The organism is Streptomyces sp. NPDC058646, from assembly GCF_042716875.1.
GTDB lineage: Bacteria > Actinomycetota > Actinomycetes > Streptomycetales > Streptomycetaceae > Streptomyces.
Genome location: NZ_JBHXRK010000015.1, coordinates 141,040 through 158,151, shown reverse-complemented (window position 1 = coordinate 158,151; position 17,112 = coordinate 141,040). Strand labels below are relative to the sequence as shown.

Genomic DNA, 17,112 nt, shown 5'->3' with positions numbered 1-17,112 from the left:
CCGGCACGTGCCGCGCTCAGCCATGGGCCGACGGGCCGCTCCTGCGAGCCGTTGACCCAGTCGGGGACAGTTGCGGCGTGGCCGGGGACGGGGTGGGGCGCGGCGGCCCCGGGCCGCGTCAGGCTCTGACCGACCCGGTACACGGTCCAGCGGAGGTCTGCGCATGCCCGGTGCTCGCCGCGGCGGGGCGGCCGTCTACGTCGTGGCGGCGGTCGCAGGAGGTCTCGTCGGGCTGGTCGGCGGCGGGTTCCGGTGGTGCCTGGCCCGGGCCGAGGAACTGCGCGGCTCGCTCCTGGCGCACTCGGCGGAAACGGGCGGCCCCGACTGGCTGATCCCGGTGGCCCTGACGGCGACGGGCGCGGCGGTGGCGTGCGCGATCGCCCAGCGGGTGCCGCTGGCGGCGGGCAGCGGGATCCAGGACGTCGAGGCCGTGTGGCGCGGCGAGCGGGCTCCGCGGTCGCTGTGGATCCTGCCGGCCAAGTTCGCGGGCGGTCTGATCGCCATGGGGTCGGGGCTGCTGCTCGGGCGGGAGGGTCCGACGGTCCACATGGGCGCGGCGATCGGGGCGGCTGCGGGACGCCGCTCCCGGATGGGCGACGGTGACGTCACCCTGCTGCACACCTCGCTCGGCGGAGCCGGCCTGGCCGTGGCCTTCACCGCCCCGCTCGCCGGAATCCTGTTCGTCTGCGAGGAAGTGGCCCGGACGGTCCGGACGCGGCTGGTCCTCACCACCCTGATCGGCACCGCCACGGCCGTCGGCATCGCCCAGCTCCTGCTCGGCCGCGGGCCCGACTTCCGGGTTCCGGAGGTACCCGTACCGTCGATCGCCCTCCTGCCCGTCTTCCTGCTCCTCGGCGCCGCGACGGGAGTCCTGGGCGTCGCGTACAACCGTGTCCTGCTGGGGCTGCTGGAGTTCTGCGACCGTGTCGAACGGATCGGCCCCGTGGCCCGGGCCGGGGTGATCGGGGCGGTCGTGGGACTGCTGCTCGGCATCGACCCGCTGCTGGCCGGCGGCGGGGACCAGCTGACCGGGCGTCTGCTGCTCGACGGCCCGCCCGTCGTCCCCGTCCTCGCGGCCTATCTCGCGGTGCGGTTCGTGGCGGGGCCGCTCAGTTACGCGGCGGGCACGCCGGGCGGGCTCTTCGCCCCGCTGCTCGCGCTCGGGGCGGTGTGGGGGGCCCTCGTCCACGGTCTGGCATCACCGGTGCTCCCGGGCGGGAGTCCGGGCGCCGTGTCCTTCGCGATCGTCGGCACGGCGGCGCTGTTCGCAGCCGTCGTCCGGGCACCGGTCACCGGGCTCGTCCTCATCGTCGAGATGACGGGCGCCGCGTCCCTGCTCGTCCCCCTGCTCACCGCGTGCTTCGCCGCGACGCTGACGGCCGACCGGATGGGCGGCCCACCGGTCTACGAAACCCTGCGGATGCGGATGCCCCGTACGTGAGGAGCTCCCGGGGAGTACGGGAGCAGCGGGACGCCGACACCGGGAGGCGTGTTCGTCGTTGCCCGGTAATGACTGATTTCATGGTGAAGATCCCGGCCCTCTGGCTCGGACGCGTCTTCCTCTCCCTGCGTCGCGGCTCGTCCCAGGAGGCGCACTGCGCCGCGGCGGAGCTCCAGCCGTTCACGGAGATGCCGGGCCAGCGCGTATCCGTACCGCGGTCGACGGTCCTGCGCACCGAGCTGGCCCTGCGCATGGAACTCGAACGAAGCGGCGGCCCGGACCGCAGGGCGAAGCTCTCGGAAGAGGCCGAACAACTGGTCCACGCCCGCACGGGCGGCCCGTCCCACTGACCGCGGGCAGGTACGGCCACCGCCCTCAAGCCGTCGAGACGGGGCGCACGCTCACCCGCACCACCTGACGCACCGCAGCGCCCCCCTCCGACCCTCGGGCAGGAGGGGGGCGCTGTGGTGCGTCAGGCTCAGTCCAGGGGGAGCGCCTGGTGCGCGGCCACGATGGCGTCATTCCGGTGCGCGAGGTCGAAGTCGGCTCGGGTCGGCCGACTCCTCATCCGGCGGGCGCGGAGCGGCTGAGCGAGGTACCCCGATGAGCGAGCCGACCGGGCGGTGGCAGCTCGACGACCCGTCCGAGCCCTCGCCCAGGTGCGGGTCGGGTGCGGGGCCAGGCGCCTTCCGCTCGGCGGCCCTGAGGGCGGCGCGGGCGCATGTACGACCGGCCCGCGCCCGATGCCCGCCAGGACATCCCGGCTCAGGTCCTCGCCGAGGTCGCCGGGGGCCGCGTGCGGAAGCCCGCGCGGGGCTTCGTCGCCACGCGCTGACCTGACGCCCCGCCGGCCGGGGCACCAGCTCAGGCGTTCTCGGCCGCGAACATCCAGTGGTGCTTCTCGAATTCGCCGGTCAGGCCGATCAGGATGTCCTCGGTGACCGGGTCGGGGTCACCCGTGGCCTGGATCCGCTCGCGCATGCGGGCGATGACGGTGCTCAGGGCGTCGACGAGGATGCGGACGGCATCCGTGTCCTTGATCCATCCCTCCGGCACGCCGGTGATCGCGCCGGCCGACGCGACAGTCCGCGCCCGGCCGTCCGGGGTGATGCCCAGGGCCGCGGCGCGCTCGGCGACCACGTCGGAGTGGGTGCGGGCCGAGGTGACGACCTCGTCGAGCTGGAGGTGGACGGAGCGGAAGCGCGGGCCCACCACGTTCCAGTGGACCTGCTTGGCGACGAGCGACAGGTCCACCAGGTCCACCAGAGCGCCCTGCAGCGCTTCACCGACGACCTTGAGGTCGGCTTCCGGGAGGGCGTTCTTGACGACGGACACAACGTCTCCATTCCACGGGGTCGTCAGCGAGTGACGACGTAGTTCTTGGACGAAACACCGCCTACCCGTGACTTCCGGAAGAAAACGGGTTCGCGGCCCGATCATGCGTCCGTCCGGCTCGTTCAGCCGAGCCGGATCGCCAGCAGGCAGGTGTCGTCCTCGTGCTCCTCCGGCGTGTACTCGGCCATGATGTGGTCCAGGGCCTCCCGCGCGGAGAGCCCCGCGCAGGACAGGAGCACCGTACGGAGGGCGTCGATGCCCTGGGTGATGTCCTCCCCGCGCCGCTCGACCATGCCGTCGGTGTACAGCAGCAGGAGGTCGTCCGGGAGGAGGGGGGTCGCGCTGGTCCCGTACGCGTGGCCGGGCAGCAGGCCGAACAAGGGCCCCCGGTGGGCGGTGTCGAGCGCCGACACCTGTCCCTCGCGCAGCAGGAGCGGCGCCGGATGGCCCGCGCAGGCCCACCGGAAGGTGCGCTCGTCGTCGATGTGGCCGATGATCCCGGTGGCCGTCTCGGCAGCCGGGTCGCCGCACAGGAGTTCGTTGAGCCAGGTGGTGAGCTGCCCGGCGTCGGTGCCCGGCGCGTGTGCGAGGCCCGCCAGGGCGTGTCGTTGCTGCGCCATGCGGGCGACGGCGCTCAGGCCGTGGCCGCAGGCGTCTCCGATGGCGAGGAGGATCCGCCCGTCCGGGAGCAGGCGGCACTTGTACCAGTCACCGCCGACGGCCTCCGATTCCGCGGGCAGGTAGGCGGCCTCCACGGAGAGTCCGAGCTGGGCCAGTTCCGCCGAGTGCGTGGGCAGCAGGGCCTCGCGCAGCGCCGTGGCCACCCGGCGTTCGGCCGCCGCCTCCTCGCGCAGCTGCTCCGTCTGGCGCCGGGTCGCCGCGAGCTTCTGGCGGCTGCGCACCTGGGCGGTCAGGTCGCGGGCGATGAGGTGCAGTGCCCAGGGGATCCCGTCCCTGGCGATGACGGGGTGGCCCACCAGGTGGAGGGTGCGGATCTCGCCGAGCACGCTGAAGCGGATCTCGGCGCCGGGCGGTTCCTCCCCGTCGAGTAGCGCGGTGAGCAGCCGGGAGAAACGGGGGACGTCGTCGAGGAGCACGTCGTCGCACAGCTCCACCAGCGACAGCGGCCGCCCCGTGTCGGTGCGGAAGATGGCGTGCAGCCCTTCGGACCAGGTGGTGCCTCCGGACAGCAGGTCCCAGGTGCCCCAGCCCATGGAGGCGATGTACTGGGCGTCCAGCGACAGCAGCTCCATGCGGTTGCGGGCGGGCCGCCACGTGGCCAGTACCTTGTCGCCGCAGGACGCCGCCTCGTACAGCAGCTGGGTGCGGTGCAGTCCGTCGCTGCGCTGTTCGGTGTAGTCCACGGCGTGTGCCCGCAGGGCGCGGCCGCTGCTCAGTACGCCGGCGAGGGCGTCGATCAGCCCGCCGGCCGCCGCCCCGGGCTGGACGTCCAGCAGCCGGCGTCCGATGTGCCGGTCGGGGGCGTCGAGCCACTGGGCCGAGCGGACGTGGTTGCCGGCCCTGACCGTGAAGTCCACGGTGAGGCCGTCCGCGTCCCGTACGGGTACCAGCAGCGCGGCCGAGACGGGGATGGCCGGCAGGGTCGCACAGACGCACGCCCACGGGTCGTGGACCTCCGCGGCGTCCGTGCACGCGTGCCCGGGCCCGTCACCGGCGCCGCATGCGCAGGCGTCCGTTCCGTCGCCCGACGACGGGCCGGCCGCGGGACCGTCGTCGTCCAGGCGTACCCCTGCGTCCCGGCGTGCGGCGGTGCGCAGGGCCGTCACCTCGCGCGTGATCATCTGCTTGAGCGTGTCGGGATCCTGCGGAATCAGGGGTGTCATGGTCCTCACCGGCTCGGGTGGCAAGCGTCGGCTGCCCGCGGGCGGCTCCGGGGACTACGCGGCCAGCATGCCGGCCCGCAGTCCGGTCAGGATGCGCGTCAGGATCCGTGACACCTGCATCTGGCTGATGCCGAGTTCTGCCCCTATCTGGGCCTGGGTCAGTTCCTGGCCGAAGCGGAGGTACAGGATCGTGCGGTCCCGGGCGGGCAGCTGCTTCAGCAGCGGGCCGAGCGCGTGCAGGTCCTCGAAGAGTTCCATGGCACGGTCGGTCTCCCCCGTGACCTCGCTCAGCGCGTGGGTGCGGTTCCCCGGCCCGGGCCGTTCCTCCGCCTGGAGCGGGGCGTCGAGGGTTTCGGTGGAGTAGCCGTTCGCCGCCACGAGTCCTTCGATGACGACCTCCTCGGCGAGGCGCAGGTGCTGTGCGGTCTCCTTGACGGTGGGCGCGCGGCCGAGGGTGGCGGAGAGGTCGTCGCGGGCCTTGGCCAGTTCGATGCGCAGTTCCTGGAGACGGCGGGGGACACGGACGGCCCAGGTGGTGTCGCGGAAGTGACGCTTGATCTCACCGGTGATGTAGGGGAGGGCGAGCGTGGAGAACTCGACCCCGCGGTCCGGGTCGAACCGGTCGATGGCCTTGATCAGACCGATCGTGCCGGCCTGGAGCACGTCCTCCATCTCGGCACCCGCGCCGGACGCGGAGCCGGTGCGGCTGCGGAATCCCCGCGCGGCGAAGCGGACCAGCGCCATGTTCAGCTCGATGAGGGTGTTGCGGGCGTACTGGTGCCCGGCCGACCCCTCCGGCAGCTCGCGCAGCCGCGCGAAGAACAGCGTCGACAGCTCCCGCGCGTCGGCGGGCGTCACCTGGTGCGCCTGGGTGATCACCGGCAGCGGGTTCTCACCGGTGGGCACCCCGGCCCCGGAGCTGCCCGTTCCGCTGTCGACCGGCCCGAGGGAGCCGGGGGTGGCGTTGACTGCGTCGATCCCTGCGGCAGAGCCAGGCACGATGCCGTCCTTCCGTCGTCCGTCCATGTGCGTACTGCGTGCCTGCGCCTGCCCCCTCCCGCGGCCCGCACACCCGCCGCACCGGCTGCCGGGTCCTTGTGCCCGGGAACCGGGGACCACCGGCCCTGCGGTGCGGGCCGTCCGGCTCCTTGCCGCCGGTGCGCGAGCGTGATCCGAGCCGGTCCGGAGCGTGACCCGAGCCGGTGCGGGCGGGCCTACGGCGGCGACTCGGCCCAGGTCTGCGGCCCGCCGCCGCGCCAGTCGAAGAGGGTGGGATCGGTGAGGTCGAAGTCGTCCGGGTCCCCGCCCGCCGCGCGGATGAACTCCCTCAGGTCGCTCACCTTGAAGGCGCGACCGAGGATGACGCCGTCGTAGCGGACCATCCGGGAGTGGTCTTCGGGATCCGGCGGGTAGACGATGACACGAGGGACGACCATGCGTCCCAGACTCGTACGCCCGGCCGGGCTCCGCATCCGAGGAGGCGCCACTCGGCCCACCGACGAGGCTGCGACCCGATGCCTTCCCGGGCGCCGGGCGGGCCGTGCACCGTCCCCTCCGGGGGCACGGGACGGTCCACGGCACAAGGAGCACACCATGAGCGACGACACCCCGCTGGCGAACGACGCGTACCAGCCGGACGGCACGGACGAGGGGTCCGACGGAGCTTCACCGGACCTCCAGAACGCCGTCGACGAGCGCACCTACGACGACATGATGGACGAGGGGTACTCGCCACCCGAGAAGCCCCTGGGCGTCACCAAGCACGGGACGACGGCTGCGGAGCAGCGCGAGGGCGAAGGGCTCGGCGCGAGGCTTTCGCAGGAGGTTCCCGAGGTGGGGGAGGTCGAGGGCGACGGGATCGGGGACCTGCCGGGCGGGGAGGGCGAGCCGGTCGACGCCGAGGCCGGCGGCGCCCGTGCCGGACGGCTCGTGGCCCCGGGCGAAGGGGCGCACCCCGACACCACGGGCCTGACCGCCCGGGACCTGGGCATCGACGGGGGTGCGGCCGGCGCCGAGGAGGCGGCGATGCACGTCATCACGCCCGGCTCCGAGGATTCCGCAACCGGCTCCGGCGGGGACGACCGGGAATGAGCGCGCCCGGCGTGGCGCCGCACGCACGAGAACTCCAGGGTGCGTGGATTCTCCCCGGCGCCCGGGGAAGAGGGGACGTGGGCATCCGACTCGGCAGTACGGCGATCAGCTGCGCCGGCACCGAGGCGCGGGTCCTGCGCGGCGAGCACGTCGGCATCTCGTTGCAGCGTGCCCTGACCCCCGTCACGGCAGGCGACCGGACGCACCTGGACCTGTACAGCGACGACCAGGCAGCGAAGCCGCGCGCGCTGGTGTCCCAGGAGGGGCGCCCCTCGCGTGCGCACCCGCAAGAGGAAGGGCGGCCATGCACTCGTTCCCCATACCGTTGATCCCCAGCGAGGAGGGCGGGCTGCTCATCCCCGCCGAACAGGTCACCGGGCTCCTGCGCAGCGTGGCTGCCGACTGGGCGTCCGCGGCGGACCTCGGCACTCCGGAGGCCGATCCCGGGACGGTCCTGGCGATGACCGAGGCGCTCACCCAGCTCGCCGATCAGATCGACGCGGAGTGCATCGCCTGCGCCTCACGGCCGGAGCCGGGGATCTGAGGCACGCATCCCCGCCCGCCGCACGTTCCGCGGGCCCGCACGGCGGTCCCGTACCCGGCCCGCCCGGTTCGGCCATCCGGTGGATCGACCGGCGTGTCCGCTCCGGACGCCCCGCACACCGCGCGGATAGTCGTGGCGGGTGCTCACCGAGCGCCGTGGTCCGTGGGACCTCGGCCGTGCGCGCCCGTACGGTGTGACGCGCGGGAGAACGGTGCCGAGATGAACAGGTTCGTACTGGTGTGCACGATGGCGACGGGCCTGGCGCTGGGCCCGGTGGCCGCGACGGGGTGGGCCGCGCAGCAGCACGCTGCCGTGTCCGCGCCGCGGGCCGCCCACCCGGTGGGTGAAGTGGTCTCGGACGCGCCCCTCAACGTGCGCCAGCGTCCGACGGTGTACTCCGGCACCGTGAAGGTGCTCCGCCCGGGCCAGCGCGTGCTCCTGAACTGCCAGCAGCGCGGCGGGTGGGTCGACGGCAATCCGCTCTGGTACCGCCTGCAGGGCTCCCACGGCTGGGTCTCGGCCCGCTTCGTCCACAACCACCAGCCGGTGCGTGCCTGCTGAGGTCCGCCGTCAGCGGGACGGCGACCAGAAGTCCGTCAGGCGCCCTTCGCCGGGTGTCAGCCCGTCCCACCCGCCCGGCAGGTCCACCGCCACGACGCCCGACGTGGGGAGTCCCGCCCTCAGCCGGTCCAGCAGTTGCGGCGGGCCGCTGCCGCACAGGGCCGAGGCGAGCTCGTGGATGCCGGTGTTGTGGCCGACCAGCAGCACGCAGTCGAGCCCCGCTCCCCGCTCCGTCAGGACGGCGACCAGGGTGTTGGGGAAGGCGTTGTAGAGCCTGTCGTCGTACACGGCGGGCGGGGGGTACGCCACGGCGGGAGCCATCAGCTGCCAGGTCTCCCGCGTCCTGAGGGCCGGGGAGCACAGGGCCAGGCGGGGCGTGAAGCCCGACTCCGCCAGCCAGCGTCCCGTCTCGGGCGCGTCACGCCGTCCGCGCTCGCTCAGTCCGCGGTCGAAGTCCGGGGCCACGTCCTTCGGCACGGCCTTGGCGTGCCGCACCAGCAGCAGGCGGCACCCGGCGGCCTCTCCGGAGGCCGAGGACGCCGTGTGGGGCGCGGAAGCCGAGGTCATGGCCCTCTCCTTCGCCGCAGATACGGGTGCGGGTGCAGGTACGCGTGCGGATACGGGTTCAGGTACTCGTATCCGGTACACGGTCATGGTGCGGTGAGTCCGGGCGGTGCGCACCCCCACGCCGGCCGGGCGGCAGCCCCGGCCCGGGCGGCACGGGCCCCCGGCCCGGGGTCGGCGACAATGGAGCCATGGAGGAACGGGCGCCCGCCCTCGACCGGCTGCGGGAGCACATCGGCCGCGGTCTGTTCAGCCGTGTCGCCGGACCGTCGGGGCCCGAGAACCGTGCCCGCATCCACGACACGCCCGGCCCCCGCTGGTTCGGTCCCGAGCGGCCGATCCGTCAGGTCCACGGGGACGCCTCGATGTTCATCGGCGGCCTGAGCGCGCTGCTGCTCCAGTCGCTGCACCCCTTGGCCATGGCCGCCGTGGCCGCTCATTCCGGCTACCGCGGCGACCCGTGGGGGCGGCTGCAGCGCACGAGCACGTTCCTCGCCGTCACCACGTACGGCACGGCCGAGGACGCCGAGCGGGCGGTCGCGCGGGTGCGCGCCGTCCACGAGCAGGTGTCCGGGCTCACCGCCGAGGGGGCTGCGTACCGGGCCGGGGACCCGCACCTGCTGGGCTGGGTGCACGTGGCCGAGGTCGACTCGTTCCTCCGCGCCCACCAGCGATTCGGCTCCGCCCCGCTGGACGGTCCCGGCTGCGACGGCTACCTCGCCGACGCCGCCCGGGTGGCCGCCGCCCTCGGGGTCCCGGAGCCGCCGCGTGACCTCGCGGCACTGGCGGCGCGGCTGGACGCGTACCGGAGCGAGCTGCGCGTCACGCGGGAGGCCCGGGACGCCGCGCGCTTCCTGCTGTTGCGGCCCCCGTTGCCGCTGGCCGTGCGAGGCCCCTACGCCGTACTGGCGGCGAACGCCGTCGCGCTGCTGCCGCCGTGGGCCCGGGAGCTGCTCGGGCTGCCCTGCCCACCGCTGGTGGAGCGGCTGTGCGTACGCCCGGCGGGGCGGGCGCTCACCGGAGGGATCCGGTGGGCCATGCGCCCGCGCCCCGTTCCCGGAGCGGGGCGACGGCCGGGATGAGCGGAGGGGCCCGCACCGGACGGGCAGGCCGGCGTGCCGTGCCGCGCCCCGGCGCGCTCGGCGGGGGTGCGAGGGCCGTCCCGTGGTCACGTGGACGGGCTGTTCCCCGTCCCGGCAGGCACGCCCGGTGTACCTACGGGACCGTCGCCCGGCCGAAGCCCGTGCAGGACCTCGCGGGCGGCCCGGGCACCGGAGGCCAGCGCGCCCTGCACGGAGCCCGTGGCCCGGTGGTCGCCGCAGAGGTGGACGCCGTCGGCGATGCGGGTCTCCCGGGTCAGGGGCCAGGGGGCGGGCATGGCGGGCAGCGCGCCGCGCACGGTGAGCGAGGCCACCGGCTCCCACGCGCCCGCGTCGGTCCCGTACACCTCCGAGAGGGCGTCCAGCAGCGTCCGGAGCCGCTCCGGGGAGTCCTCCCCGAGAACCGAGGTGGAGATGAGGGACCGTCCGTCGGAGGCGTAGGTCGGCGCCACTTCCGTCAGTACGCACGTGTTCAGGAACCGTCCCGCGGCGTCGAGGAGGAGGGTCGGCTCCCGGAGGGGCGGGCGGGGGCAGGCATGGTGGTAGGTGGTCACCGTACGGGTGGGGGCCGCCGGGCGCCCCGGGAGGAGGCGGGCCGCCGCCCCCGGATCGGTGGCCACCACGACCGCCGCCGCCTCGCGCCGGGACCCGTCGGCCAGCAGCACCCCGCCGTCGACGAGCGCGGTGACGGCGGTGCCGAGTTCCAGGCAGCCGGCCGGGAGCCCTTCCGCGAGGCGACGGGGTACGGCCCCGATGCCTTCGGCGGGCAAGGTGAGGGATCCGCGCAGGAAGCTGCGCCAGACCAGGTGGAAGACCCGGCTGGAGGTCTCCAGGCCGTCTTCGAGGAAGACCCCGGAGAGGAAGGGCCTCAGGAACTCCTCCACCAGTTGCTCGGGCAGCCCCCAGGAGCGCAGTGCGGAGCGCGTGCTGGTGTCGGGCATCCGCCGGAGCAGGGAGGCGGGCAGCAGCAGGTCCCGGGCCGTGAGCGCCCCGAGCGAGAGTGCGGCCGACGGGGAGAGGTGGCCGCCGGTCAGGAGCCTGAGGGCGTCGGCGGGGCGCCGGGTGGGGTCGCCGTACCGCACGCGCCCCGCGGCCGTGTGCACCAGCGCGCCCGGGGTGAACGGCCGCAGGCCCAGTCCGCGCAGGCGCAGACGGCGCTTCAGCTGCGGATAGGAGGTGTTGAGGACCTGGAAGCCGCGGTCGAGGCGGAAGCCGTCCCGGACGTCCGTCCGCATGCGGCCGCCGACCTCGTCACCGGCTTCGAGGAGGGACACCGGCACGCCTGCTGCCGTCAGGTCCGCGGCGCAGGCCAGCCCGGCCAGTCCGGCACCGACCACGAGGACGGGGGGCCGTCGGCCCGGCGACGCGTTCATGGGACTCCCTCCGGCGTGGCCGCTCTCCCGGACCGGCCTTCCGGTACAGGTCGGCTTCCCGCCCGGGGTTCACGTCCGGCCGAGTTCGGTTCCCGGCCCGGGTTCGGTTCCCGGCCCGGGTTCGGTTCCGTAAGTCCGGCTCCTGTCCGCGTCTTCGGTTCTGCCGCGCCGCACGGATGCACGCGGGTACGCCGTCGGCACCGCCGTGCGGGGGCCGCCGTCAGATCGCGGGAGGCAGCGGGACCCGGGTGTGGATGGTCTTTCCGCTCGGCAGGTGCCGGATCCGGACGTCGCGGCCGAGTTGGTTGACCAGGGCCCAGCCCCATCCTCCGCCGCCCTGGAGATCGGGCGGCCGGCGCTGCGGCTCGATGCTGCTGGAGTCCGTGACGTCGATGCCGATCCCGTCGGGTTCCAGTTCGAGGTCCAGTGCGCAGCCGTCCGCCGTGTGGCGGATGGCGTTGGTGACGAGTTCGCTGACGAGGAGCAACGTGGTGTCCCTGACCTCCGGCGCCACCGAACGGCCGACGCGGGAGGCGTCGTCGAAGAAGTGACGGGTCAGGTCACGTGCGGCTGCGGCTGCCGTGGTCCCGTACAGATCGCGGTGCTGTCGCAGATGGAGAGTCATCCCCACTCCCCCGTCCTACGCTGTCGGCATCCTGGATCCGTACGACTGCCCCGCCTGGGCCTGGTCATGTGTGCGATCCGTACGTTCCTCGTGCGCCGTCGGGGCCCGGCGGGCGCGCGTCCGGGGTGACACCCGTGCGCACCGCCTTCCCGCCGGTGACGGCAGCCGCGCCCGCGCCGTCGGCCTCCTGGTACCTGCGGTACGCGATGTGTCCGCCCAGGGCACCGCTCGCCGCGACCGCCGTCATCCCGGCCAGCGACCACAGCCGGCCCTTGACCGGGCGGCCCCGCAGCCGGGCGACGAGCGAGGCGCTGTAGCAGCTGACGGCGGCGAGGTTCGCCACGACGTGGGTGAGACCCACGCGCGCCTGCCGCGGCGGCAGATCGGCCCAGTCCACCCAGCCGGAGACCGCCGCCGGGGCGACGCCGGCCAGCCCGACGGCCGTGAGGACGGTGGCCGCCCGCTGCCCTCCGGGCACGGCGTCGGCCACCCCGGCCGACAGCCAGCAGCCCATCGGCACCTCCACCAGCAGGGGATGGGCGGGGTGGCCCAGCGGCTCTCCGCGCAGCAGGCCGCGGGCGCGGCCGAGGGGCAGCGCCCGGACGGCCCGCCGGAGCACGCGGACGGCCGGGTCCAAGGCGCTCGACGCCTCGATGCCCGTCACGGCTGCGAGCCAGCGGGCCGAGGCCTTGTCGAGGGCCGACGGATGCCCCGGCGAGTGGCCCGGCCACGGCTCCGCCGACCTGTCGAACGCGTCGCGCGTGTGTGTGTTCATGCCGTGCGCCTACCCCTCTTCCGGCCGTCGTCCCCCGGACGCGGCGGCTCCGGGACCTCCGGGCGCCGCAGCCACCGGGCGCGGGCGCCCGGTGGTCCGTACCGACTCCCCGGAGCGGCCGGGGTGCACGGGACGGGGGACGGACTCAGCGGCCCTTCCGCGAACGGGGAGGGTCCTGGGGGTCGATCCCGGTGACGGCCGAGGCGTCCCGCGTCCCGCTGGGACGTCCGGAGGCACCCTTGCGTCCGAGGTCGTGCATGCCCTCCGCGCCACCTGCGGCCTGATCCTCTCCCCGGCGGCCCTCGCTCTTGCCCACGTCCGCTCCGGAGCCCTTCGTCTCCTCGCGGGAGACCTTGCGACCGGGCCCGGGCGCCGGCGCGTGCTCGTCGGGGTGGAAGGAACGCTCGGCGCTCGGATTCTTCTGCTGGCGCGTCTCGTCGACGTCCGGTGACCATCCGTGCTGGGGCCCGGAGTGCCTGCTGGTCGCGTCCTGTCCGTTTCGCTTCGGCTGCTTCGCCATGGTCTGGCCTGCCCTTCATCCGTGGCCGGACCGCTCGGCCCGACAGGATTCCCTACTGGACTGCGCCTACCCCGTGGCCCCGGGGCAACCCTCGGGGACGGACCCGTTCTGCGAGCGGACTTCAGGGAATCGGGGACCCGATGCCTCTGCGATGTGCATGGAGCCGGAAACGGGGTAGGCGCAGCCGTGACCGCTTCCACCCGCTACCGCGGGTCGCCGAATCCGATCGTGGACGGCACGGTCGTGGTCACGCTTTTGACAGTGCGTGCGCCGACCCTGCGCCGCCCGACCGAACGGGAGGACCTCATGATCGTCCTCGGACTCATTCTGCTCATCATCGGCTTCGTCACCGGAATCAGCATCCTGTGGACCATCGGGGTGATCCTCCTCGTCGTCGGAGCCATCCTGTGGATCGCGGGCTCCCTCGGCCACGCCGTCGGTGGACGCAACCACTACTGGTGATGCGCGTCCGGGGCTTCGGCACCGGTGAGCACGGACGTGTGGAGGGGCCGGAACCGGTGGGTTCCGGCCCCTCCGCCGTCCTGCCGTTCCGTCCCGGACCGGTCCGCGCTCCGCGCCTCAAGCGTGGCCGCGACCGGGCGGGCGCCGGGCAGCTGCTCGCCACGGTGCGGGGCGGGCCGGAAGGCCGGCCGGGCCGATTCGCCCGCGTGCCCGGCCGGACCATCGGGGGCGTGCGGGCCGACATCGCGGAGATCAAGGAGAAGGTGCACCGATGAACAGGACGCCCGAGGAGCACGGATCACAGCCGGAAGCCGACCGTCTGCGCGCACAAGTCGAGGACGGCCGCGCGGAGTTGGGCCGTGCCGTGGAGGCCCTGGCCGCCAGGGCGGACGTCAGGAGCCAGGTCCGCGCGAAGGCGGTCACCGCCACCCACCAGGCGCGCGGCAGGGCCGTCGCCGCCGGTCACCACGCCCGCGAACAGGCAGCTGCCGCGACCCACCAGGTGGGCCGGACGGCGTCCCGGGCGGTCCGGCGCGAAAGGTGGCTCGTCGCCCTGGAGACCGGCTGCCTCGTATGGCTGGCGGCGCGCCAGGTTGCGGGACGGCGGCACAGCTGAAAGGCGTCGCGGCTCACCCGACCGGCCGGCGGCGCGTGATACCCGTCCGGGGCCACCGGGTGGGAGAAGGTGGGGGCATGGTGCACGTACTGGGCAGCAGGGTCCTGCTGCGTCCCACGGACCCCGAGCGGTCGCGCGTCTTCTACGGCGACACCCTGGGGCTGGCCGTCTACCGCGAGTTCGGCACCGGCCCCGAGCGCGGCACGGTCTTTTTCCTCGGCGGCGGGTTCCTGGAGGTGTCGGGCCGTGCCGAGGCGCCGCCCGCGCCGGGGCTGCGGCTGTGGCTCCAGGTCGCGGACGTACAGGCGGCGTACGAGGAACTGAGCGCCGGGGGCGCCGAGGTGCTCCGGCCGCCGCAGCGCGAGCCCTGGGGGCTGATCGAGATGTGGATCGCCGACCCGGACGGCGTGCGGATCGCCGTCGTGGAGGTACCGGCGGACCATCCGCTGCGCTCTCGTCCGTGACCACGCGGGCCCAGAGGACTGGAACCGGGGTTCCGCCCGCTGATCATCCCGGCGGAACCCCAAACCACGGGTCGGGCGGTTTCATCCGGGCGGCCCAAAAGAATGGCCTCTTCGGTCGTGTGGGGCTCTGATGGATGCAGGCCGTCCGGCCCACGCCACCAGCACGGAGGGGTACCACATGTACAAAATGTGCGCCGAGGCCACAGCGGGTCAGGGTGAACTCCTGTGGCACGTCCTTGCCCAGAACACGTCCAGCCACACCCTGTGTGGGAAGAACACCGGCGGGGAGGACGCCGCCCTCATCGCAGCCACGGCGGCCGCCGACCGGTACTGCCCGCCCTGCCTCGCAGCCTTCCGCTCCGCGATACAGCACCACGCGGACGCGAGCCGTGAGCCGAGGGCCGCCAGCGCCGGCAGTCAGTAGCCGGGCCACCGCCGGGCCGACGCGCCGGTCCGGCGGTGTCCGTTCCCGCCCCGCGCCGCGGCGGCGACGGCCACGGCAACGACGGCGGAATGGGGCGTCCCGCCCCGGGCAGGAGCGGTGCGCGGTCGCACCCCGTGCCTCATCCGTCCCTCGCGATACCGGACCCGGTTCCCCGGGACCCGGGCGATTCAGGGAGTCCCCATGCCTCGCGGATCCAGCCCCAAGCGTGAACGCCAGTACGAACACATCAAGGAGAGCGCCGAGAAAGGCGGCGAGAGCACCGGGCGGGCCAAGGAAATCGCCTCGCGCACCGTCAACAAGGAACGCGCCCGCTCCGGGGAGTCCAAGACCGCGAGCCGGTCCTCCACCCATGACATGTCGTCGTCCAAGCGCGGCGGCCGGCGCTCCCACAGCGGCTCGCAGGGCCCGACCAAGGAGCAGCTGTACAACGAGGCCAAGCAGCGGGGCATCGACGGCCGCTCGAAGATGGACAAGGCCGAGCTCAAGCGCGCCCTCGGTCACTGAGGGCTGGCCGGGCACCTGGGCGCCTGGTGGCCGTATGCACCGCAAACTCCGTATGTCACCCTGTCGGAGTACACCCGGTCGCGGCCCCCTGCCGCATGGCCCGACCCGGCCGACGACCGACCGAACCACCCGGGACCCGCCATGCCCCTGCGCCTGCCGCTGCCGTACCCGCCGCGTACGCTGTCCGCCGCACTCGCCTCCGCCGTGACCGTCCTGCTCACGGCCTGCGGGCCCGTGGCCGCCGCCGGCCCGGCGGGTCCGCCGCGGCTGGCGCCGGCCTCCGCCTCGGCCCCGGTAGCCCCCGCCGTGGTCCCCCCGTCGCCCCCGGCCGTGCGGGAGCCGTCCCCCGACGTCCCCGTCCGGCCCCAGGCCTCCACCCTGTCCATCCCCGCGATGGGGCTCGCCGGGCTGCGCGTGGTCCCGTACGAGGGCACCACCGACGACGCGCCCGGGACCCGTATCCAGGACCGGGGGGTGGCCGCGAGCCCGTACGGGAAGCGGGGCGGGGTCGGTCCCGGGCAGGTGGGCAACTTCCTGGTCACCGCGCACCGCCTGTCGGCCGGCGGACCGCTGCGCGACCTGCCGTCCTTGGAGAAGGGCGACACGGTCCTCGTGACGGCCGGCGGCGTGGTCCACACGTACGAGATCGTGGCGACCCGCGAGACGTCCTTCCGGTCGGAGCGCTCCCTGGGCGAGCAGCGCGCCGCGGTACCCGGCGAGCCCGGGGCGGCCCCCACCCAGGCGATGATCACCCTCTCGACCTGTGCGACGCCGGAGGATCACGCCGAGGGCAACTACTGGAGCGACGCCCAGGGCAACCCGGAGCACCGCATCGACAAGATAGGCGTCCTGCGCAAGTCCTCCGCGGCCGAGCCCGCCGGCTGACGGCCCTCAGCGCAGGGCGTCGGCGGCGGAGCGGAAGCAGCACGCGGGAACGGGCCGTCGCTCCCCCGGGCCTGCGTCCGCGACACGCGGGCGGCAGCCGTCGCGGGCACGACCCCGGCCGTGGGGTCAGGCGGGCTGCAGGAGCGCGGCGCCGAAGGAGACGTCGAAGCGGTCGCACCAGATGGCGACGCTGCTGTAGTCGGCGAGGTTCACGTCGGCCGGGACCGGGTAGTTCTGGTCGCCCTTGTTCCCCTTGAGCTCGCCGAGGCTCACGAACTTCCCGTCGTCGAAGACCCGCCAGCCGGCCACGCCCTCCTTGACGGGTGCGTCGGTGAGCCAGACGCGCAGGTCCGGGCCGTTGCTGGTGTCGAGGTCCTCCAGGCGCAGGGTGTGGGACCCGTCGGGGAGCCGGACGAGCTTCACCGTGCCCGTGGTGCTGTGCTCGTGGCTGATCAGCGAGCCCTGGGCGAGGGTCCGCGGGCCGGCGACGGCAGGAGCGGAGGCCGACGCCGACGCCGACGCCGACGCCGACGGCAGCGCGTCACGGACCGTCCGGTCCTGCCACAGCTTCCACGGCTGGAACCAGTACAGGCCCGCGCCCAGCACCACCACCGCCGCGGCCAGGACCGCCGTCATCAGCCTGCCGGGCCCTGCCGTACGTCGTGTCATGGGGTGCTTCTCCCTCGCTCGTGCGTCAGACCATTCAACTCTGTCCGGGACGGGGAGCGGACAACCGGTCCTGCGCGGGGGCGGCCGGGCCGGCCGGGCGGAGGTCCGTCCAGTGCTCCCGGATGTACGCCAGGCACGCTTCCCGGGTGTCCTCGGGATGGACGGTGCGCCAGCCCGCGGGGACCCCGGTGCGGCTGGGCCACAGCGAGTGCTGGCCCTCGTCGTTGGCCACGGCCAGGAAACGGGCCTCGGGGTCGTCGAACGGGTTGGTCACGGGATGCACTCCATGCGGTG

At 74.3% G+C, this 17,112-nt stretch carries 24 protein-coding genes; 13 read left to right on the top strand and 11 right to left on the bottom strand.

Annotation, left to right across the window (positions count from 1 at the left end; genetic code table 11):
- Positions 1 to 163: 163 nt before the first annotated feature.
- The gene (locus tag ACFWUZ_RS19935; RefSeq protein WP_384374187.1) at positions 164 to 1,441 is read left to right on the top strand and encodes a ClC family H(+)/Cl(-) exchange transporter; all 1,278 of its coding nucleotides are present in this window, start codon (positions 164 to 166) and stop codon (positions 1,439 to 1,441) included.
- Positions 1,442 to 1,521: 80 nt separating this feature from the next.
- Positions 1,522 to 1,791, top strand: a complete 270-nt coding sequence (locus ACFWUZ_RS19930; protein WP_384374184.1) for a hypothetical protein — start codon at positions 1,522 to 1,524, stop codon at positions 1,789 to 1,791.
- A 514-nt stretch (positions 1,792 to 2,305) separates the two neighbouring features.
- Here the strand turns inward: ACFWUZ_RS19930 and ACFWUZ_RS19925 are convergent.
- From ACFWUZ_RS19925 to ACFWUZ_RS19910, 4 genes are all read right to left on the bottom strand, one after another.
- Positions 2,306 to 2,776 (bottom strand): Dps family protein, encoded by a 471-nt coding sequence (locus ACFWUZ_RS19925; RefSeq protein ID WP_384374181.1) that lies wholly within the window; start codon positions 2,774 to 2,776, stop codon positions 2,306 to 2,308.
- A 122-nt stretch (positions 2,777 to 2,898) separates the two neighbouring features.
- The gene (locus ACFWUZ_RS19920; RefSeq protein WP_384374178.1) at positions 2,899 to 4,620 is read right to left on the bottom strand and encodes a PP2C family protein-serine/threonine phosphatase; all 1,722 of its coding nucleotides are present in this window, start codon (positions 4,618 to 4,620) and stop codon (positions 2,899 to 2,901) included.
- Between the two features lie 54 nt (positions 4,621 to 4,674).
- Positions 4,675 to 5,619, bottom strand: a complete 945-nt coding sequence (locus ACFWUZ_RS19915) for a SigB/SigF/SigG family RNA polymerase sigma factor (RefSeq protein ID WP_384374175.1) — start codon at positions 5,617 to 5,619, stop codon at positions 4,675 to 4,677.
- A gap of 215 nt (positions 5,620 to 5,834) precedes the next feature.
- Positions 5,835 to 6,056: a hypothetical protein gene (locus tag ACFWUZ_RS19910; protein WP_384374172.1), complete on the bottom strand. Its 222-nt coding sequence runs from the start codon at positions 6,054 to 6,056 to the stop codon at positions 5,835 to 5,837.
- Between the two features lie 157 nt (positions 6,057 to 6,213).
- On the opposite strand from ACFWUZ_RS19910, the gene ACFWUZ_RS19905 reads away from it, so the two are divergent.
- The 3 genes from ACFWUZ_RS19905 to ACFWUZ_RS19895 all read left to right on the top strand — a co-directional run bounded on the left by ACFWUZ_RS19905 (position 6,214) and on the right by ACFWUZ_RS19895 (position 7,816).
- Positions 6,214 to 6,711: a DUF5709 domain-containing protein gene (locus ACFWUZ_RS19905; RefSeq protein WP_384374169.1), complete on the top strand. Its 498-nt coding sequence runs from the start codon at positions 6,214 to 6,216 to the stop codon at positions 6,709 to 6,711.
- A 304-nt stretch (positions 6,712 to 7,015) separates the two neighbouring features.
- A complete protein-coding gene (locus ACFWUZ_RS19900; protein WP_384374167.1) occupies positions 7,016 to 7,255 on the top strand; it encodes a DUF6213 family protein in 240 nt (79 codons plus the stop codon).
- A gap of 219 nt (positions 7,256 to 7,474) precedes the next feature.
- A complete protein-coding gene (locus ACFWUZ_RS19895) occupies positions 7,475 to 7,816 on the top strand; it encodes an SH3 domain-containing protein (RefSeq protein WP_384374164.1) in 342 nt (113 codons plus the stop codon).
- A 9-nt stretch (positions 7,817 to 7,825) separates the two neighbouring features.
- On the opposite strand, the gene ACFWUZ_RS19890 is transcribed toward ACFWUZ_RS19895, so the two are convergent.
- The gene (locus tag ACFWUZ_RS19890; protein ID WP_384374161.1) at positions 7,826 to 8,383 is read right to left on the bottom strand and encodes a SixA phosphatase family protein; all 558 of its coding nucleotides are present in this window, start codon (positions 8,381 to 8,383) and stop codon (positions 7,826 to 7,828) included.
- 188 nt (positions 8,384 to 8,571) lie between these two features.
- On the opposite strand from ACFWUZ_RS19890, the gene ACFWUZ_RS19885 reads away from it, so the two are divergent.
- Positions 8,572 to 9,462 carry an oxygenase MpaB family protein gene (locus ACFWUZ_RS19885; protein WP_384374158.1) on the top strand — a complete coding sequence of 297 codons (891 nt, stop codon included), beginning with the start codon at positions 8,572 to 8,574 and terminating at the stop codon, positions 9,460 to 9,462.
- A gap of 86 nt (positions 9,463 to 9,548) precedes the next feature.
- Here the strand turns inward: ACFWUZ_RS19885 and ACFWUZ_RS19880 are convergent, their stop codons facing one another.
- The 4 genes from ACFWUZ_RS19880 to ACFWUZ_RS19865 all read right to left on the bottom strand — a co-directional run bounded on the left by ACFWUZ_RS19880 (position 9,549) and on the right by ACFWUZ_RS19865 (position 12,773).
- Positions 9,549 to 10,853 (bottom strand): NAD(P)/FAD-dependent oxidoreductase, encoded by a 1,305-nt coding sequence (locus ACFWUZ_RS19880; RefSeq protein WP_384374156.1) that lies wholly within the window; start codon positions 10,851 to 10,853, stop codon positions 9,549 to 9,551.
- A gap of 220 nt (positions 10,854 to 11,073) precedes the next feature.
- Positions 11,074 to 11,478, bottom strand: coding sequence for an ATP-binding protein (locus ACFWUZ_RS19875; protein ID WP_384374153.1), 405 nt, complete (start codon positions 11,476 to 11,478; stop codon positions 11,074 to 11,076).
- A 64-nt stretch (positions 11,479 to 11,542) separates the two neighbouring features.
- The gene (locus tag ACFWUZ_RS19870; protein WP_384374150.1) at positions 11,543 to 12,253 is read right to left on the bottom strand and encodes a DUF2231 domain-containing protein; all 711 of its coding nucleotides are present in this window, start codon (positions 12,251 to 12,253) and stop codon (positions 11,543 to 11,545) included.
- Positions 12,254 to 12,398: 145 nt separating this feature from the next.
- Positions 12,399 to 12,773, bottom strand: coding sequence for a hypothetical protein (locus ACFWUZ_RS19865; protein WP_384374147.1), 375 nt, complete (start codon positions 12,771 to 12,773; stop codon positions 12,399 to 12,401).
- Between the two features lie 306 nt (positions 12,774 to 13,079).
- On the opposite strand from ACFWUZ_RS19865, the gene ACFWUZ_RS19860 reads away from it, so the two are divergent.
- The 7 genes from ACFWUZ_RS19860 (at position 13,080) to ACFWUZ_RS19830 (ending at position 16,149) form a co-directional block, all read left to right on the top strand.
- Complete coding sequence (locus ACFWUZ_RS19860) at positions 13,080 to 13,235, top strand: DUF6131 family protein (RefSeq protein WP_384374277.1); 156 nt, start codon at positions 13,080 to 13,082, stop codon at positions 13,233 to 13,235.
- 56 nt (positions 13,236 to 13,291) lie between these two features.
- Complete coding sequence (locus ACFWUZ_RS19855; RefSeq protein ID WP_384374144.1) at positions 13,292 to 13,510, top strand: hypothetical protein; 219 nt, start codon at positions 13,292 to 13,294, stop codon at positions 13,508 to 13,510.
- Entirely contained in the window at positions 13,507 to 13,851 is a 345-nt protein-coding gene (locus ACFWUZ_RS19850; RefSeq protein ID WP_384374142.1) for a DUF3618 domain-containing protein, read from the top strand. Before ACFWUZ_RS19855 ends, ACFWUZ_RS19850 begins: the two co-directional genes overlap by 4 nt.
- A gap of 77 nt (positions 13,852 to 13,928) precedes the next feature.
- Complete coding sequence (locus tag ACFWUZ_RS19845; protein ID WP_384374139.1) at positions 13,929 to 14,315, top strand: VOC family protein; 387 nt, start codon at positions 13,929 to 13,931, stop codon at positions 14,313 to 14,315.
- Positions 14,316 to 14,493: 178 nt separating this feature from the next.
- The gene (locus ACFWUZ_RS19840; protein ID WP_384374136.1) at positions 14,494 to 14,739 is read left to right on the top strand and encodes a hypothetical protein; all 246 of its coding nucleotides are present in this window, start codon (positions 14,494 to 14,496) and stop codon (positions 14,737 to 14,739) included.
- A 201-nt stretch (positions 14,740 to 14,940) separates the two neighbouring features.
- Positions 14,941 to 15,264: a plasmid stabilization protein gene (locus ACFWUZ_RS19835; protein ID WP_384374133.1), complete on the top strand. Its 324-nt coding sequence runs from the start codon at positions 14,941 to 14,943 to the stop codon at positions 15,262 to 15,264.
- A gap of 141 nt (positions 15,265 to 15,405) precedes the next feature.
- Positions 15,406 to 16,149 carry a class E sortase gene (locus tag ACFWUZ_RS19830; RefSeq protein WP_384374130.1) on the top strand — a complete coding sequence of 248 codons (744 nt, stop codon included), beginning with the start codon at positions 15,406 to 15,408 and terminating at the stop codon, positions 16,147 to 16,149.
- 126 nt (positions 16,150 to 16,275) lie between these two features.
- Here the strand turns inward: ACFWUZ_RS19830 and ACFWUZ_RS19825 are convergent, their stop codons facing one another.
- Together ACFWUZ_RS19825 and ACFWUZ_RS19820 are read right to left on the bottom strand one after the other, a co-directional pair.
- Positions 16,276 to 16,818, bottom strand: a complete 543-nt coding sequence (locus tag ACFWUZ_RS19825) for a DM13 domain-containing protein (RefSeq protein WP_384374126.1) — start codon at positions 16,816 to 16,818, stop codon at positions 16,276 to 16,278.
- A 34-nt stretch (positions 16,819 to 16,852) separates the two neighbouring features.
- On the bottom strand, positions 16,853 to 17,092 hold the full coding sequence (locus ACFWUZ_RS19820) for an MbtH family protein (protein WP_384374123.1): 240 nt from the start codon (positions 17,090 to 17,092) through the stop codon (positions 16,853 to 16,855).
- Positions 17,093 to 17,112 lie beyond the last annotated feature (20 nt).

Coding starts and splice junctions, on each gene's coding strand:
- ACFWUZ_RS19880 (WP_384374156.1), bottom strand. CDS start 10,853: ATGAACGCGTCGCCGGGCCGACGGCCCCCCGTCCTCGTGGTCGGTGCC.
- ACFWUZ_RS19935 (WP_384374187.1), top strand. CDS start 164: ATGCCCGGTGCTCGCCGCGGCGGGGCGGCCGTCTACGTCGTGGCGGCG.
- ACFWUZ_RS19840 (WP_384374136.1), top strand. CDS start 14,494: ATGTACAAAATGTGCGCCGAGGCCACAGCGGGTCAGGGTGAACTCCTG.
- ACFWUZ_RS19875 (WP_384374153.1), bottom strand. CDS start 11,478: ATGACTCTCCATCTGCGACAGCACCGCGATCTGTACGGGACCACGGCA.
- ACFWUZ_RS19885 (WP_384374158.1), top strand. CDS start 8,572: ATGGAGGAACGGGCGCCCGCCCTCGACCGGCTGCGGGAGCACATCGGC.
- ACFWUZ_RS19890 (WP_384374161.1), bottom strand. CDS start 8,383: ATGACCTCGGCTTCCGCGCCCCACACGGCGTCCTCGGCCTCCGGAGAG.
- ACFWUZ_RS19910 (WP_384374172.1), bottom strand. CDS start 6,056: ATGGTCGTCCCTCGTGTCATCGTCTACCCGCCGGATCCCGAAGACCAC.
- ACFWUZ_RS19870 (WP_384374150.1), bottom strand. CDS start 12,253: ATGAACACACACACGCGCGACGCGTTCGACAGGTCGGCGGAGCCGTGG.
- ACFWUZ_RS19920 (WP_384374178.1), bottom strand. CDS start 4,620: ATGACACCCCTGATTCCGCAGGATCCCGACACGCTCAAGCAGATGATC.
- ACFWUZ_RS19850 (WP_384374142.1), top strand. CDS start 13,507: ATGAACAGGACGCCCGAGGAGCACGGATCACAGCCGGAAGCCGACCGT.
- ACFWUZ_RS19930 (WP_384374184.1), top strand. CDS start 1,522: ATGGTGAAGATCCCGGCCCTCTGGCTCGGACGCGTCTTCCTCTCCCTG.
- ACFWUZ_RS19905 (WP_384374169.1), top strand. CDS start 6,214: ATGAGCGACGACACCCCGCTGGCGAACGACGCGTACCAGCCGGACGGC.
- ACFWUZ_RS19845 (WP_384374139.1), top strand. CDS start 13,929: ATGGTGCACGTACTGGGCAGCAGGGTCCTGCTGCGTCCCACGGACCCC.
- ACFWUZ_RS19825 (WP_384374126.1), bottom strand. CDS start 16,818: ATGACACGACGTACGGCAGGGCCCGGCAGGCTGATGACGGCGGTCCTG.
- ACFWUZ_RS19860 (WP_384374277.1), top strand. CDS start 13,080: ATGATCGTCCTCGGACTCATTCTGCTCATCATCGGCTTCGTCACCGGA.
- ACFWUZ_RS19830 (WP_384374130.1), top strand. CDS start 15,406: ATGCCCCTGCGCCTGCCGCTGCCGTACCCGCCGCGTACGCTGTCCGCC.
- ACFWUZ_RS19900 (WP_384374167.1), top strand. CDS start 7,016: ATGCACTCGTTCCCCATACCGTTGATCCCCAGCGAGGAGGGCGGGCTG.
- ACFWUZ_RS19865 (WP_384374147.1), bottom strand. CDS start 12,773: ATGGCGAAGCAGCCGAAGCGAAACGGACAGGACGCGACCAGCAGGCAC.
- ACFWUZ_RS19835 (WP_384374133.1), top strand. CDS start 14,941: ATGCCTCGCGGATCCAGCCCCAAGCGTGAACGCCAGTACGAACACATC.
- ACFWUZ_RS19895 (WP_384374164.1), top strand. CDS start 7,475: ATGAACAGGTTCGTACTGGTGTGCACGATGGCGACGGGCCTGGCGCTG.